We start from the raw sequence: 14909 nt of genomic DNA, 5'->3' as shown, positions 1-14909 counted from the left end.
GATCGTGTGTGGTGCGCAAAGCGCGCATTCTAACCGGCGTTGACCAGGTCCGCGTAACGGTCGCAGTTCTGAGTGTGGTCCATGACCATGCCCGAAGCCTGCATGAACGCGTAGCAGATGGTCGGCCCGACAAAGGTGAAGCCGGCCTTTTTCAAGGCTTTGCTCATGGCCTGGGCCTCTGGGGTGATCGCCGGGACTTCGCTGCGATCCTTGAAGTGATTGACCTTGGGCACGCCGCCGACAAACGACCAGAGCAGACCCACAGGGTCCTCCAGCGCCAGCCAGGCTGAGGCATTGCGCCGTGTGGCGTTGAGCTTCAAGCGGTTACGCACAATGCCTGGGTCCTGCATCAACGCCTCGATTTCAGCGTCGGTCAGCTTCGCCAGGCGCTGCGCATCAAAGCCGAACAGAACCTTTCGATAATGCTCGCGTTTGCGTAAAACGGTGATCCAGGACAAGCCCGCCTGGAACCCTTCGAGCAAAAGCAACTCGAACAAACCCTGCGCATCGCGCAGCGGCGTTCCCCACTCCTGATCGTGATAAGCCATGTACAGCGGATCTTCAGAACACCAAAAGCAGCGTGGCATAAGGCTCCAGGGAGTGGTGGCGGGGCCGAATCGGGTATACTCCCGCTCTTTAAATCGCAGCCCAAGTAACAGGTGAATTTCGTGAGCCAGCCTACGCCAGCCGTGCGTACCTTCCAAGACTTGATCCTCGCCCTCCAGCAATACTGGGCCGAGCAAGGTTGTGTGGTACTTCAGCCCTACGATATGGAAGTAGGCGCCGGCACTTTCCACACCGCTACCTTCCTGCGGGCCATCGGCCCGGAAACCTGGAACGCCGCTTATGTGCAGCCCAGTCGCCGCCCGACTGACGGCCGCTACGGCGAAAACCCGAACCGTCTGCAGCACTATTACCAGTTCCAGGTGGTATTGAAGCCCAACCCGGACAACTTCCAGGAACTCTACCTGGGCTCGCTGAAACATGTCGGCCTGGACCCGCTGGTCCACGACATCCGTTTCGTCGAAGACAACTGGGAATCGCCGACCCTTGGCGCCTGGGGCCTGGGCTGGGAAGTCTGGCTCAATGGCATGGAAGTGACGCAGTTCACTTACTTCCAGCAAGCGGGCGGCATCGAGTGCTACCCGGTGACCGGCGAAATCACCTACGGCCTCGAGCGCCTGGCCATGTACCTGCAGGGCGTGGACTCGGTCTACGACCTGGTATGGGCTGACGGCCCGTTCGGCAAGGTCACCTACGGCGATGTGTTCCACCAGAACGAAGTGGAGCAGTCCACCTACAACTTCGAACACGCCAACGTCGACAAGCTGTTCGAACTGTTCGACTTCTATGAAAGCGAAGCCAAGCGCCTGATCGAACTCGACCAGCCGCTGCCGTTGCCGAGCTATGAAATGGTGTTGAAGGCTTCCCATACCTTCAACCTGCTGGATGCGCGCCGTGCCATCTCGGTTACCGCACGCCAGCAATACATCCTGCGTGTACGCACCCTGGCGCGTTCCGTCGCCCAAGCCTACCTGCTGGCTCGCGCCAAGCTGGGCTTCCCGATGGCAACCCCGGATTTGCGTGATGAAGTGTTGGCTAAGCTGGAGGCTGCACAATGAGTGCTCAAGATTTCCTGGTTGAACTGGGCACCGAAGAGCTGCCACCCAAGGCACTGAACACCCTGGCCGATGCCTTCCTGGCCGGTATCGAAAAAGGCCTGCAGAGCGCGGGCCTGAAGTTCGCTGCGAAGAAGGTCTACGCCGCGCCGCGCCGCCTGGCGGTATTGCTCACCGCGCTGGAAACCCAGCAGCCGGACCGCAACATCAACCTCGACGGCCCGCCACGCCAGGCCGCGTTCGACGCCGAAGGCAACCCGACCCAGGCGGCACTGGGCTTCGCCAAGAAGTGCGGCGTCGAGCTGAGCGAAATTGACCAGAGCGGCCCGAAACTGCGTTTCAGCCAGGTCATCACCGGCAAGCCAACGGCCAGCCTGCTGCCGACCATCGTCGAAGATTCCCTGAACGACCTGCCGATCCCCAAGCGCATGCGCTGGGGTGCGCGCAAGGAAGAGTTCGTACGCCCAACCCAATGGCTGGTGATGCTGCTCGGTGACCAGGTCATCGATTGCACCATTCTTGCCCAGAAGGCCGGCCGTGATTCCCGTGGTCACCGCTTCCACCATCCAGAAGCCGTACGCATCACTTCGCCGGCGAACTATGCCGCCGACCTGCGCGCCGCTTATGTGCTGGCCGATGCCAATGAGCGTCGCGAGCTGATCAGCAAGCGCACCGAAGAACTGGCCCGTCTGCAGGAAGGCACCGCCATCGTGCCGCCAAGCCTGCTCGACGAAGTGACCGCGCTGGTTGAATGGCCTGTGCCGCTGGTGTGCTCGTTCGAAGAACGCTTCCTGGATGTGCCGCAAGAAGCGCTGATCACCACCATGCAGGACAACCAGAAGTACTTCTGCCTGCTGGACGTGGACGGCAAGCTGCTGCCGCGCTTTATCACCGTGGCCAACATCGAAAGCAAGGACCCGCAGCAGATCATCGCGGGTAACGAGAAGGTCGTGCGCCCGCGCCTGACTGACGCCGAGTTCTTCTTCAAGCAAGACAAGAAGCAGAAGCTCGAAGACTTCAACCTGCGCCTGCAAAACGTGGTGTTCCAGGAAAAACTCGGCAGCGTCTACGACAAGGCCGTGCGCGTTTCCAAGCTGGCGGCCTACATTGCGCCACGCATCGGCGGCGACGCTGCCTGGGCCGCCCGCGCAGGCCTGCTGTCCAAGTGTGACCTGGCCACCGAGATGGTCGGCGAGTTCCCTGAGATGCAAGGCGTGGCCGGTTACTACTACGCCCTCAACGACGGCGAACCGGACGATGTGGCCCTGGCGCTGAACGAGCAGTACATGCCGCGTGGCGCCGGTGCCGAACTGCCGAGCACCCTGACCGGTGCGGCCGTCGCCATCGCCGACAAGCTGGACACGCTGGTGGGTATCTTCGGTATCGGCATGCTGCCCACCGGCAGCAAAGACCCGTATGCCCTGCGTCGTGCGGCCCTGGGCGTGCTGCGCATCCTGATCGACAAGAAGCTGGACCTCGACCTGACCCAGGCCGTGGTGTTCGCGGTCGGCCAGTTCGGTAGTAAGGTCAAGCAAGCCGGCCTGGCCGAGCAAGTGCTGGAGTTCGTGTTCGACCGCCTGCGTGCACGTTACGAAGACGAAGGCGTGGACGTTTCCGTCTACCTGTCGGTTCGTGCGCTGCAACCGGGTTCGGCGCTGGACTTCGACCAACGCGTGCAAGCCGTACAGGCCTTCCGCAAGCTGCCGGAGGCCGATGCATTGGCCGCCGTGAACAAGCGTGTGTCGAACCTGCTGAGCAAGGCCGACAACCTCGGCACTGTCGAAGTCGACCCAGGCCTGTTTGCCGACGCCAAGGAGTTCTCGTTGAACTCGGCCATCGCCAAGGCCGAAAACGCCGTGAAGCCGCTGATCGCCGAGCGTGACTACGCGCAAGCGTTGGCGCGCCTGGCGTCGTTGCGTGAGCCGGTGGATGCGTTCTTCGAAGCGGTAATGATCAACGCCGAGGATGCCGGCGTGCGGAAAAACCGCTACGCCATGCTGGCGCGTCTGCGTGGGCTGTTCATCAATATCGCTGACATTTCCGTACTGGGCTGATCATGTTGAAACTGCTGATTCTCGATCGGGACGGAGTGATCAATTACGACTCCGACGCTTACATCAAGTCGGTGGCGGAATGGATTCCATTGCCCGGTTCGATCGAGGCCATCGCGCAGTTGAGCAAAGCCGGCTGGACCGTGGCGATTGCCACTAACCAGTCCGGCATCGCCCGCGGTTATTACGACATCGCCACCCTGGACGCCATGCACGCGCGCTTGCGCACGCTAGTGGCGGAGCAGGGCGGCGAGGTGGGGCTGGTGGTTTACTGCCCCCACGGGCCGGATGAGGGCTGCGATTGCCGCAAACCCAAGCCCGGCATGTTGAAAACTATTGCAGAACATTACAAGGTGCCCTTGGCTGGGATATGGTTCGTCGGGGACAGTCTCGGTGACCTGGAGGCGGCCAAGGCCGTCGACTCTCAGCCAGTTTTGGTAAAGACCGGGAAAGGCGAAAAGACCCAGGCGAAAAACCTGCCGGTAGGCACTTTGATTTTTGACGATCTGGCGGCCGTTGCCGCAGAACTTATCCACAACTAGCCGCCCTCGACTTCCTGACCAAGGATTGTTCGGGAGTGCGCTTTTAACAGGCGGGCCGTGTCCCGCAACGGTAAATGCCGCCATGTCGATCTTGCAGGCCATCAGAACCTTTTTCTTTTACCTGCTGCTGGGCACCAGTTCGTTTCTCTGGTGCACCCTGAGCTTTTTTATTGCACCTTTCCTGCCGTTCAAGGCGCGCTATCGCTTCATCAATGTGTATTGGTGCCGGTGCGCGTTGTGGCTGTCGAAGGTATTCCTGAACATCCGTTTCGAGATCAAGGGCGCCGAAAACGTCCCGGAACAGCCCTGTGTGATTCTGTCGAACCACCAAAGCACCTGGGAGACGTTCTTTCTTTCGGCGTACTTCTCGCCCCTGAGCCAGGTGCTCAAGCGTGAGCTGCTGTACGTGCCGTTCTTTGGCTGGGCGATGGCAATGCTGCGTCCGATCGCGATCGACCGTGACAACCCCAAGGCGGCGCTCAAGCATGTGGCGAAGAAGGGCGACGAGCTGCTCAAGGATGGTGTTTGGGTGCTGATCTTCCCGGAAGGCACCCGCGTACCTTTCGGCACCGTGGGCAAGTTCTCACGCGGTGGTACTGCATTGGCGGTGAACGCCAACCTGCCGGTGTTGCCGATTGCCCATAACGCCGGCAAGTTCTGGCCCAAGACCGGCTGGGCCAAACGCGCAGGCACCATTACCGTGGTGATCGGCGAGCCGATGTATGCAGAGGGCGAAGGCCCACGCGCCATCGCCGCATTGAACGACCGCGCCGCTGCATGGAATGAAGCGCAGCAACGGGCCATGGGCTCATTGCCGCCGGAGCCTGTGGTAGTCGAGACGCCAGAGGTTTGAGCTTCTGTGGATAACCTGTGTACGGTTTGTTGGCGAATTCGCATTTTCCGCTCATAAATAGCTGATTTACCTACATATTTCTGAAGCTCATAAAATTCAGAAAAGCGTGCATAAGTTTTTTCGTCATTAAAAAACCGGTCCTTGTGACCGGTTTTTTATGCACAGTTAAAAAGCTCGCTTATCAATCCTCCAACTGTGGCAGCTGCAGGATAAACGTCGAGCCCACGCCCAGCAGGCTTTCACACATAACACGCCCACCGTGGCGTTCTACGACGGCCTTCACCATCGTCAGGCCCAACCCTAAACCCTCACTGCCTTGGGCCGAATCGAAGCGCCGATACTGGTTGAACAGCTCTGGCAGATCATCTGGTGCAATCCCCGGTCCCTGGTCGCCGATGCGGCACTCCAACCAACCCTGAGCACTGCCGTGGCTTAACGTGACGGTAGTGTGGGACGGCGAATATTTGATCGCGTTTTCCAACACGTTGAACAGCGCACGGGTAAGCAACGATTGATCGGCGTAGACCATACCTTCGTCTGCCTCATCGAGATCGTGAACCAGACGGATGCCCTTGAGTTGGGCGATGAGCGCTACTTGGTCGAAAGCATCCATAACCAGCATGGCGAACAAAGTAGGTTGGAATTGATAACCATCAGCCTCGGCTTTGGCTAATTGCACGAAGGATTCGGTGAGGCTCAAAGCGCGGCGGACCTGTTGCTCGATCTGAACAAAGACCGGCGATTCGCTGCCGTGCACATCCAACAGTGCGAGGATTGCCGAGTGCGGCGCACGCAAGTCATGAGACAGGAACCGCAGCATGGTCTCGCGATGCTGCTGGGCTTCGCGTTCCTTGCTTAAATCCGTGAGGCTCAGCAGCCAACCGAGAGCGAAATCACCTTCCGCCGGCAGCAAGGGCGCCAGCTCCATCCGCAGACTGCGCTGGTGTATGTCACGGAACTCGACTAATTCCAACTCCGAGAGGGCAGAGCGAACGCCATTATTCAGCGGCGGATAACCCAGGTCGGCGAGTTGTTCGATAAGGTTTTCACTGACCAGGTCATTACCGAATACGTCACGTGCAACGCGATTGGCCAACAGGATGCTGCCCTGAGGATCGGTGATCAGCGTTGCTACCGGCAGGCATTCCAAGCCATCGGCCATAAAGCGCCGCGTATCCCGCGTACGGCTGACCGCTTGCTCGAGGGCAAAGATGCGCCCCTGGAGCACATCGCCATTGCTCGCGGGGGCACGGCGCCGCTCGGGCAAGACTTTGGGTTCGTTATCCAGGCGAGCCAGTTCCCAGCCGAAGTAGGCGAGGATCACACTCAGGCGCCGCCAGTTCCAGATCAGATAGCTGAGCAACAACCCGATCAGACAGGCCGCAGGCGACCACCAGTGCCCAAGGCTCAGTAACGCCCACGAAGCCAGCAACGATGCAGCCATGCCGCCCAGCGTCATCCACAGCGCGTAACGCGGTCGATAGAGCAGCAGGCCCAGCAGCACTGCCACCAGGGACGTCGCCATCAGCGCTGCCAGCCAACCTGGCAGATCGACAATACTGCGCCCCTGCAGTAAGCCATTAAGCACATTGGCCTGGATCTCCACTCCCGCTGTCGAGCCGGTAGAGGAGAGCGGAGTGACGAAACTCTCCCCCATCCCGTAGGCCGTAGCGCCAACCAGAATCAGACGACCTCGCAGCCATTCTGGAGACACCTCGCCGCGTAGTACGCTGGCGTAGGAAACACTCGGAAAGCGCTCATCCACAGAAGTGAAAGGGACGCGGATTTCATGCTCCTGATGCCACTGCTGGCCGCGGGGCTCTTGAGGCACGCCAGGCATGCCGGATGCCTGGCCGTTCAACGTGAATGCCAGCCAGGCCAGCTGCGGGAGTGTGTTTCCCGGTGGGCCTTCACGCAGATACACGCTGCGCACAACGCCGTCATTATCCGATTCAACGTTGATGTGGCCGATGCCTCTGGCGCACTTGAGCAAGGGCGACAATGGCTCCCCACTCCGCCTGGACCGTGCCGTGCTATCGGCCACAACGGGCAGCACTACATTCCCTGCCTCGCACACCGCATCGGCCAAGCGACGATCACCCGCGCCTTCGCCGAGGTCGCTGAACAACACATTAAATAAAATACCCGCCGGCTTGGCGGCGCTGAGGCGTTCGATCAAGTCTGCATGCACGCTGCGCGGCCAGGGCCATGGGCCAATTTCTTCCAGGCTTGGCGCATCGATGGTCACCAGCGCGATGCGAGGGTCTACAGGTAACGGTGCCAACTGGCGCAAGCTGTCATAGAGCGGATTATTCAGAGCCAGGCCCGGGCTCAAGGATAAATAGGCCGTGAAGGGCAACAACACCAGGCCGATCAACAGCCATTCCCGCACCAGCCCGTGAAACAGCAGCTGCGCCCGGGTGGGTTGGCGTTTTTCAGCCTTGCCCCATAGCTTCACAGGGCCACCGTAACAGGCCTGCCAAAGCACCGATGAGCATCAGATAAAAGTGTCATAAGCCCCGGTCTCCCTCCAGGTGGCTAAGATGAAACGCATCAGAGGCGTTGCAACCAGTGAAGCTTATTTGGGTCCTATTGGAGGACCAAGCGGCCACAATAGCGTACATCGATCCTTTTCCTCATAGTCAGGAGCCGGTATCTTTCCTCTAGGAGACTGAGGACTATTGATGCGTCGTGGAGCTTTGGCATCAGCGTACCGAGAGAATCGAGCACCGCTGTATCCGACCATAATTATTCAGATTCAGAGGCTGTCGTTTATGCTTGCATCGGGCGCCTCTGATTAAGCTGCCGTATTTTTGCAGGAAGGATCCACTCATGCGTGTCGCAATACTGGATGACGAGCCCGCCGAGTTGCGACGGGTGGAACAGACACTGCGACAGATTCCCAGCACATCGGAACAGCCCTGGTCCCTGCATTGCTTCGAGCGCGGTGAGGACCTGCTGCGCCAACTTCGCCGTGAAACCTTCGACCTGTTGATACTCGACTGGCAAGTTCCGGATATCACCGGAATTGCGTTGTTGCGCTGGACTCGTGAGCACATGGAATCACCGCCGGCAGTGATCATGCTTACCAGCCGCGATGCCGAGAGCGATATAGTCACAGCACTCAACAGCGGGGCGGATGACTATGTCAGCAAACCCTTTCGTCCCAACGAACTCAAGGCTCGCGTAACCGCTGTCCTGCGCAGGCACGGCCTGCATAAGTCAGCCAGTAACGAAGTTCAAAGCTTCAATGACCTGACGTTCGATGATGCCGAGTTGACGGTCACGCGCGCCGGCAAGCCAATCAACCTCACCGAGCGGGAGTACCGCCTGGCCAGCTGCTTGTTTGCCAACCTGGCCCGTCCCCTGTCTCGCGAGTACCTGTACGAGCGCTTTTGGACCCACGAGGAAATGGTCTCGTCTCGACCGTTGGATACGCATATCTACCGCTTGCGTAACAAGCTGGGACTGACGGCCGACCGAGGATGGCAACTGCTGACAATCTACGGGTATGGGTATCGGTTGGAGAGTGTGGCAACGCCAGCTGAGGGCTGAAGAACACGATGATGTTCCACGTGGAGCATTAAGAATATGCCCAATAAAAAAGGCCAACGCTAAGCGTTGGCCTTTTATTTTTGCCGACTACCTGATCAGAAATCCAGGTTAGACACCGCCAAGGCATTGCTTTCGATGAAGTCACGACGAGGCTCGACCGCATCACCCATCAGGGTGTTGAAGATCTGATCTGCGCCAATGGCGTCTTCGATAGTCACGCGCAACATACGGCGCTGGGCCGGGTCCATGGTGGTTTCCCACAGCTGATCCGGGTTCATTTCGCCCAGACCTTTGTATCGCTGGATGGTATGACGCTTGGTGCTTTCAGCCATCAACCAGTCCAGGGCTTCCTTGAACTCCTTGACCTGCTTCTTGCGCTCGCCACGCTGAATATAAGCGCCGTCGTCCAGCAGCGTGCTCAATTGCGCGCCGAGGGTGACAACCGTCTTATAGTCATTGCTACCGAAGAAGTCGCGGTTGAAGGTGACGTAGTTCGACAAGCCGTGGGAGATCAGTTCAACCTCCGGCAGCCATACGTTGCGTTCACGGTCTTCGCGCAGGCTGGCTTTGTACACCAGGCCAGACTTCTCGACGGTACGCAGACGCACTTCGTACTGGGCCAGCCAATCCTGCATGGCGGCGTGATCGCCCAGCTGCTCCAGGCTCACGGCCGGCAGGTAGATGAAGTGCTCGGTCAGCTCCTGAGGGTACAGGCGCGACAAACGCTTGAGCGTCTTCATGACCATGCGGAAGTCGTTAACCAAGCGCTCCAGAGCCTCCCCAGAGATACCTGGGGCTTCGTCGTTCAAGTGCAGGCTGGCGTCTTCCAGGGCCGACTGCGTCATGTACTCTTCCATGGCGTCGTCGTCTTTGATGTATTGCTCCTGCTTGCCTTTCTTCACCTTGTACAGCGGCGGCTGGGCGATGTAGATGTAGCCGCGCTCGATCAGTTCAGGCAACTGACGGAAGAAGAACGTCAGCAGCAGGGTACGAATGTGCGAACCGTCGACGTCAGCATCGGTCATGATGATGATGTTGTGATAGCGCAGCTTGTCGATGTTGTACTCGTCACGGCCAATACCGCAGCCCAGTGCCGTGATCAAGGTGCCGACTTCCTGGGAGGAAATCATCTTGTCGAAGCGCGCTTTCTCGACGTTGAGGATCTTGCCCTTCAACGGCAGGATAGCCTGGGTACGGCGGTTGCGACCCTGCTTGGCGGAACCGCCAGCAGAGTCACCTTCCACTAGGTACAGTTCGGAGAGGGCAGGGTCCTTCTCTTGGCAGTCAGCCAATTTGCCTGGCAGGCCGGCGATGTCCAGCGCGCCTTTACGGCGAGTCATTTCACGGGCTTTACGCGCCGCTTCTCGGGCACGTGCAGCGTCGATCATCTTGCCGACAACCAGCTTGGCTTCGTTCGGGTTTTCCAGCAGGAAGTCGGAGAAGTATTTACCCATCTCCTGTTCCACCGCGGTCTTCACTTCGGAAGACACCAGCTTGTCTTTGGTCTGCGAGCTGAACTTGGGGTCCGGAACCTTGACCGAGATAATTGCAGTCAGGCCTTCACGGGCATCATCACCGGTGGTGGCGACCTTGTGCTTCTTGGCCAGACCTTCTGCTTCGATGTAGGTGTTCAGGTTACGCGTCAGCGCGGAACGGAAACCCACCAGGTGAGTACCGCCATCGCGCTGCGGAATGTTGTTGGTGAAGCACAACAGGTTCTCGTTGAAGCTGTCGTTCCACTGCAGGGCGATTTCCACGCCGATGCCGTCTTCACGCTGAATATTGAAGTGGAACACCTGATTGACCGCAGTCTTGTTGGTGTTCAGGTATTCAACGAACGCACGCAGGCCGCCTTCGTATTTGAACAGCTCTTCCTTGGCGCTGCGCTCATCCTTCAAGACGATGCCGACGCCGGAGTTAAGGAACGACAGTTCACGAATTCGCTTGGCCAGGATGTCCCAGCTGAAGTGAATATTCTTGAAGGTTTCAGCCGAGGGTTTGAAGTGGATCTGGGTGCCGGTGGTTTCACTCTCACCGACGATTTTCATCGGTTCCTGTGGCACACCGTGGACGTACGTCTGTTCCCAGATTTTGCCACTGCGGCGTACGGTCAGAACCAGCTCTTCAGACAGAGCGTTCACTACCGAGACACCCACGCCGTGCAAGCCGCCGGAAACTTTATAGGAGTTATCGTCGAACTTACCGCCGGCGTGGAGCACAGTCATGATGACCTCTGCCGCCGAGACGCCTTCTTCTTTATGCACATCGACCGGGATACCGCGGCCGTTATCGCGCACGGTAATGGATTCGTCCGGATGGATGATGATGCTGATGTCGTCGCAGTGACCGGCCAGAGCTTCGTCGATGGAGTTATCGACCACCTCGAACACCATGTGGTGCAGACCGCTACCATCATCGGTGTCGCCGATGTACATACCGGGACGTTTGCGTACGGCATCCAAACCTTTCAGCACTTTAATGCTGGTCGAGTCGTACGTGTTTTCTTCGCTCATGCCTTCACTCCCGATGGTCGTGGGTCTGGGTGATACGGCCTTGTTCCACGTGGAACAAAGCGACTGGCGTTTCCGTCTGCCAGCCTTCCCTCAATAATTCGTGGTCTACACAGGTGATAAACACTTGGCAGCGTAAGTCTTCCAATAAGCGGCATAACGCGCGGCGGTGCTGCTCGTCCAGTTCGGAGGGCAAGTCATCCACCAGATAAATACATTGGCCACGTCGGGCCTGGCTAACCAGATGCCCTTGCGCGATACGCAATGCACACACCACCAACTTCTGCTGGCCGCGGGACAGGATATCCGCAGCATTATGAGCGCCTAATCTAAGGCGCAAATCAGCGCGTTGGGGTCCGGCCTGAGTATGGCCAATTTGCTGATCACGCTGTAGGGACGTCGCAAGCACTGCACTCAGCTCGCGTTCTTTGTCCCAACCGCGGTAATAACTCAGCGTCAGCCCCTCGAGGTCCAACAACTCGCTCAAGGTCTGCTCAAAGACTGGTTTCAAGGCTTTGATATAGGCACGGCGGTATTCATCTATTTCGTCGCTGGCCAGGCACAGTTCCCGGTCCCAGGCCGCTTGTGAAGCGGCGTCAAGTGTACCATGCCGCAGCCACGAGTTCCGCTGCCGCAGGGCCTTCTGCAGGCGCTGCCAAGTGGCCATGAAACGCGGTTCCACGTGGAACACTCCCCAATCGAGGAATTGCCTACGGATTTTGGGAGCGCCTTCCAACAGGCGAAAGCTGTCGGGGTTGATCAACTGCAACGGCAGGATTTCGGCTAATTGCGCCGCGCTGCGCGCATTCTGCCCATCGATGCGAATCTGAAACTCTCCGCCGCGATCACGTGAAATCCCCAGCGCGCTGTGCCCACCTTCGGCCAATTCAACCTGGCCAAATACCGTGCACGCCAGTTGTTCGTATTGAATCACCGGTAACAGGCGGGCACTGCGGAAGGAACGAGCCAGCCCCAGCAGATGGATGGCTTCCAGCACGCTGGTTTTGCCACTGCCGTTGGCGCCATGGAGAATGTTGATACGAGGGGAAGGGGAGAAGGTCACCGGGTGCAGATTGCGCACCGCGGTGACCGAGACGCGACTGAGGGACATCTAGCTTCTGCTGAGCATGATTACAGGCGCATCGGCATAACAACGTAAGCCGAGTCGTCGTTATCGGATTCTTGTACCAGCGCGCTGCTGTTGGAGTCCGACAGAATCAGGCGAACCTGTTCGGTGGTCATCACACCCAGCACGTCCAGCAAGTAGCTCACGTTGAAGCCGATTTCCAGCGAGCCGCCGTTGTAGTCAACGCCCACTTCTTCTTCCGCTTCTTCCTGTTCCGGGTTGTTGGCCTGGATCTTCAGCTGACCATTGGCCAGTTGCAGGCGAATACCCCGGTACTTCTCGTTGGAGAGAATGGCAGTACGGCTGAACGCTTCACGCAGGGCTTGACGATCGCCGAGTACCAGCTTGTCACCGCCTTTAGGCAGCACACGCTCGTAGTCCGGGAACTTGCCGTCGACCAGCTTGGACGTGAAGGTGAATTCGCCGGTCGTCGCACGGATGTGGTGTTGGCCCAGAACGATGCTGACGTTGCCATCCGGCTCGGTGAGCAAGCGCGCCAGTTCGAGGATGCCTTTGCGCGGCACGATGACCTGATGACGGTCCGGCTGGCCGATATCAGCGCGCATCGAACACATCGCCAAACGGTGGCCGTCAGTCGCGACAGCACGGATGATGCCTTCGGACACTTCCAGCAGCATGCCGTTAAGGTAGTAGCGTACGTCCTGCTGAGCCATGGCAAAGCTGGTGCGCTCGATCAAGCGACGCAGCTTGCTTTGCTCCAGGCTGCAGGTCAGCGAACCAGGGCCTTCTTCCACGGTTGGGAAATCGTTGGCTGGCAAGGTGGACAGGGTAAAGCGGCTGCGACCGGCTTTGACGACCAGTTTCGCGTCATCAACCTTGATGTCGATCAGCGCGTCGTTCGGCAAGCTTTTGCAGATATCCATCAGCTTGCGCGCCGGCACGGTGATCTCGCCAGGTTCGGCGGGCTCTTCGAGCTGCACGCGGCCAACCAGTTCGACTTCCAGGTCGGTACCGGTCAGGGACAACTGCTGGCCTTCGACCACCAGTAGGACGTTGGAAAGCACCGGCAAGGTCTGTCGGCGCTCGACGACGCCTGCGACCAGTTGCAGGGGTTTCAACAGGGCTTCGCGTTGAATGGTGAAATGCATGGTCTAGTCCCTTGCCTTAATAAGCTGCGCTGGTGTCATCACGTAGTCAGTGTACGCAGCAGGTTCTTGTAGTCCTCGCGAATATCCGCGTCGGATTCCTTAAGTTCATTGATCTTGCGGCACGCGTGCAAAACTGTGGTGTGGTCGCGACCACCGAACACATCGCCGATTTCCGGCAGGCTGTGGTTGGTCAACTCCTTGGAGAGGGCCATGGCCACCTGGCGCGGACGCGCTACCGAACGCGAACGGCGCTTGGACAGCAGGTCGGAAATCTTGATCTTGTAGTACTCGGCAACGGTGCGCTGGATGTTATCCACACTCACCAGTTTGTCCTGCAGTGCCAGCAAGTCTTTCAGGGACTCTCGAATCAGCTCGATGGTGATGTCGCGCCCCATGAAATGCGAGTGGGCGATGACCCGCTTGAGCGCGCCTTCCAGCTCACGCACGTTGGAACGAATACGTTGGGCAATAAAGAACGCGGCATCGTGGGGCAGATCGACCTTGGCCTGGTCAGCCTTTTTCATCAGGATCGCGACGCGGGTTTCCAGCTCAGGTGGCTCTACGGCAACGGTCAAACCCCAGCCGAATCGCGACTTCAGGCGCTCTTCAAGGCCTTCGATCTCTTTTGGATAACGGTCACTGGTCAGGATGACCTGCTGGCCGCCTTCGAGCAGGGCGTTGAACGTGTGGAAAAATTCTTCCTGGGAGCGTTCCTTGCGCGCAAAAAATTGGATGTCATCGATCAGCAACGCGTCAACGGAGCGATAGAAACGCTTGAACTCGTTGATCGCGTTGAGTTGCAGGGCCTTGACCATGTCGGCCACGAAGCGCTCCGAGTGCAGGTACACCACCTTGGCATTCGGGTTCTTCTTTAACAGGTGGTTACCCACAGCGTGCATCAAGTGAGTTTTACCCAAGCCAACCCCGCCATAAAGGAAGAGCGGGTTGTAACCGTGCTTGGGGTTGTCGGCCACTTGCCAGGCGGCCGCACGGGCCAGCTGGTTGGACTTACCCTCTACGAAGTTCTCGAAGGTAAAGGTGCGGTTCAGGTAGCTGGTGTGCTTGAGCGCGCCTTCGACCTGCACCGTACGCTGTTCGGCGCGCACGGGCGCCTGCTGAGAACTGGCACCGGCCATGGGGTCGAAACTGTCTCGGGACGGTTCCTCGTTCTGCGCTGCATTTTTATGCGCAGAGGATTTGGCGGGCGTCGGTGCGGGAGCGGCAGCAACTGATGCAGGCTGGGACTGCGATGCAGCGGCAGCCAGCGGCGCATTCGGAGCAGCGCGAGGCGCGGAGCTACGTTTGCTGCCTATTAATAAGGAGAGCACGGGCGCGATGCCGTTGCCATGTTCGTCGAGCAATTCGAGAACGCGGCTCAGGTACTTCTCGTTGACCCAGTCGAGAACAAAACGATTGGGCGCGTAGACACGCAACTCGTCGCCTTCGGCTTCGACCTGTAGCGGACGGATCCAGGTGTTGAATTGCTGGGCAGGCAGCTCATCGCGCAAAAGCTCCACGCACTGCTGCCAAAGTTCCACTGACAC

General features: G+C 58.7%; 11 protein-coding genes. 5 read left to right on the top strand and 6 right to left on the bottom strand.

The genetic code is table 11. From position 1 onward, the window contains the following. Positions 1-29: 29 nt before the first annotated feature. On the bottom strand, positions 30-587 hold the full coding sequence (locus tag C4J94_RS00055) for a DNA-3-methyladenine glycosylase I (RefSeq protein ID WP_124384438.1): 558 nt from the start codon (positions 585-587) through the stop codon (positions 30-32). An 81-nt stretch (positions 588-668) separates the two neighbouring features. Here C4J94_RS00055 and glyQ point away from each other — a divergent pair, with 81 nt between their 5' ends. The 4 genes from glyQ to C4J94_RS00035 all read left to right on the top strand — a co-directional run bounded on the left by glyQ (position 669) and on the right by C4J94_RS00035 (position 5065). Continuing rightward, on the top strand, positions 669-1622 hold the full coding sequence (glyQ, locus tag C4J94_RS00050) for a glycine--tRNA ligase subunit alpha (RefSeq protein ID WP_003187265.1): 954 nt from the start codon (positions 669-671) through the stop codon (positions 1620-1622). Next, positions 1619-3673, top strand: coding sequence for a glycine--tRNA ligase subunit beta (gene glyS / locus C4J94_RS00045; RefSeq protein WP_124384437.1), 2055 nt, complete (start codon positions 1619-1621; stop codon positions 3671-3673). The genes glyQ and glyS overlap by 4 nt, the downstream gene beginning before the upstream one ends. Beyond that, complete coding sequence (gene gmhB, locus C4J94_RS00040; protein WP_177413466.1) at positions 3673-4212, top strand: D-glycero-beta-D-manno-heptose 1,7-bisphosphate 7-phosphatase; 540 nt, start codon at positions 3673-3675, stop codon at positions 4210-4212. The genes glyS and gmhB overlap by 1 nt, the downstream gene beginning before the upstream one ends. A gap of 82 nt (positions 4213-4294) precedes the next feature. Next, positions 4295-5065: a 1-acyl-sn-glycerol-3-phosphate acyltransferase gene (locus tag C4J94_RS00035; protein WP_124384436.1), complete on the top strand. Its 771-nt coding sequence runs from the start codon at positions 4295-4297 to the stop codon at positions 5063-5065. 181 nt (positions 5066-5246) lie between these two features. On the opposite strand, the gene C4J94_RS00030 is transcribed toward C4J94_RS00035, so the two are convergent. Beyond that, positions 5247-7523 (bottom strand): CHASE2 domain-containing protein, encoded by a 2277-nt coding sequence (locus C4J94_RS00030; RefSeq protein WP_124384435.1) that lies wholly within the window; start codon positions 7521-7523, stop codon positions 5247-5249. Between the two features lie 374 nt (positions 7524-7897). On the opposite strand from C4J94_RS00030, the gene C4J94_RS00025 reads away from it, so the two are divergent. Further along, entirely contained in the window at positions 7898-8620 is a 723-nt protein-coding gene (locus C4J94_RS00025; protein WP_124384434.1) for a response regulator transcription factor, read from the top strand. A gap of 95 nt (positions 8621-8715) precedes the next feature. On the opposite strand, the gene gyrB is transcribed toward C4J94_RS00025, so the two are convergent. The 4 genes from gyrB to dnaA are packed head-to-tail and all read right to left on the bottom strand — an operon-like array spanning position 8716 to position 14909. Then, positions 8716-11133, bottom strand: a complete 2418-nt coding sequence (gene gyrB / locus C4J94_RS00020; protein WP_124384433.1) for a DNA topoisomerase (ATP-hydrolyzing) subunit B — start codon at positions 11131-11133, stop codon at positions 8716-8718. Between the two features lie 4 nt (positions 11134-11137). Beyond that, positions 11138-12241, bottom strand: a complete 1104-nt coding sequence (gene recF, locus C4J94_RS00015) for a DNA replication/repair protein RecF (protein ID WP_101265038.1) — start codon at positions 12239-12241, stop codon at positions 11138-11140. Positions 12242-12261: 20 nt separating this feature from the next. Continuing rightward, positions 12262-13365 carry a DNA polymerase III subunit beta gene (gene dnaN, locus C4J94_RS00010; protein WP_124384432.1) on the bottom strand — a complete coding sequence of 368 codons (1104 nt, stop codon included), beginning with the start codon at positions 13363-13365 and terminating at the stop codon, positions 12262-12264. A gap of 38 nt (positions 13366-13403) precedes the next feature. Beyond that, on the bottom strand, positions 13404-14909 hold the full coding sequence (dnaA, locus tag C4J94_RS00005) for a chromosomal replication initiator protein DnaA (protein ID WP_124384431.1): 1506 nt from the start codon (positions 14907-14909) through the stop codon (positions 13404-13406).

Source organism: Pseudomonas sp. R5-89-07, from assembly GCF_003851685.1.
GTDB lineage: Bacteria > Pseudomonadota > Gammaproteobacteria > Pseudomonadales > Pseudomonadaceae > Aquipseudomonas.
The sequence above is the reverse complement of the archived record's forward strand: the minus strand, read 5'-3'. Positions and strand labels throughout refer to the sequence as shown.

What these genes read in the sequence shown, in the direction of transcription:
- glyS (WP_124384437.1), top strand. Translation starts at nt 1,619, where the DNA reads ATGAGTGCTCAAGATTTCCTGGTTGAACTGGGCACCGAAGAGCTGCCA.
- recF (WP_101265038.1), bottom strand. Translation starts at nt 12,241, where the DNA reads ATGTCCCTCAGTCGCGTCTCGGTCACCGCGGTGCGCAATCTGCACCCG.
- C4J94_RS00055 (WP_124384438.1), bottom strand. Translation starts at nt 587, where the DNA reads ATGCCACGCTGCTTTTGGTGTTCTGAAGATCCGCTGTACATGGCTTAT.
- C4J94_RS00025 (WP_124384434.1), top strand. Translation starts at nt 7,898, where the DNA reads ATGCGTGTCGCAATACTGGATGACGAGCCCGCCGAGTTGCGACGGGTG.
- C4J94_RS00035 (WP_124384436.1), top strand. Translation starts at nt 4,295, where the DNA reads ATGTCGATCTTGCAGGCCATCAGAACCTTTTTCTTTTACCTGCTGCTG.
- dnaN (WP_124384432.1), bottom strand. Translation starts at nt 13,365, where the DNA reads ATGCATTTCACCATTCAACGCGAAGCCCTGTTGAAACCCCTGCAACTG.
- gyrB (WP_124384433.1), bottom strand. Translation starts at nt 11,133, where the DNA reads ATGAGCGAAGAAAACACGTACGACTCGACCAGCATTAAAGTGCTGAAA.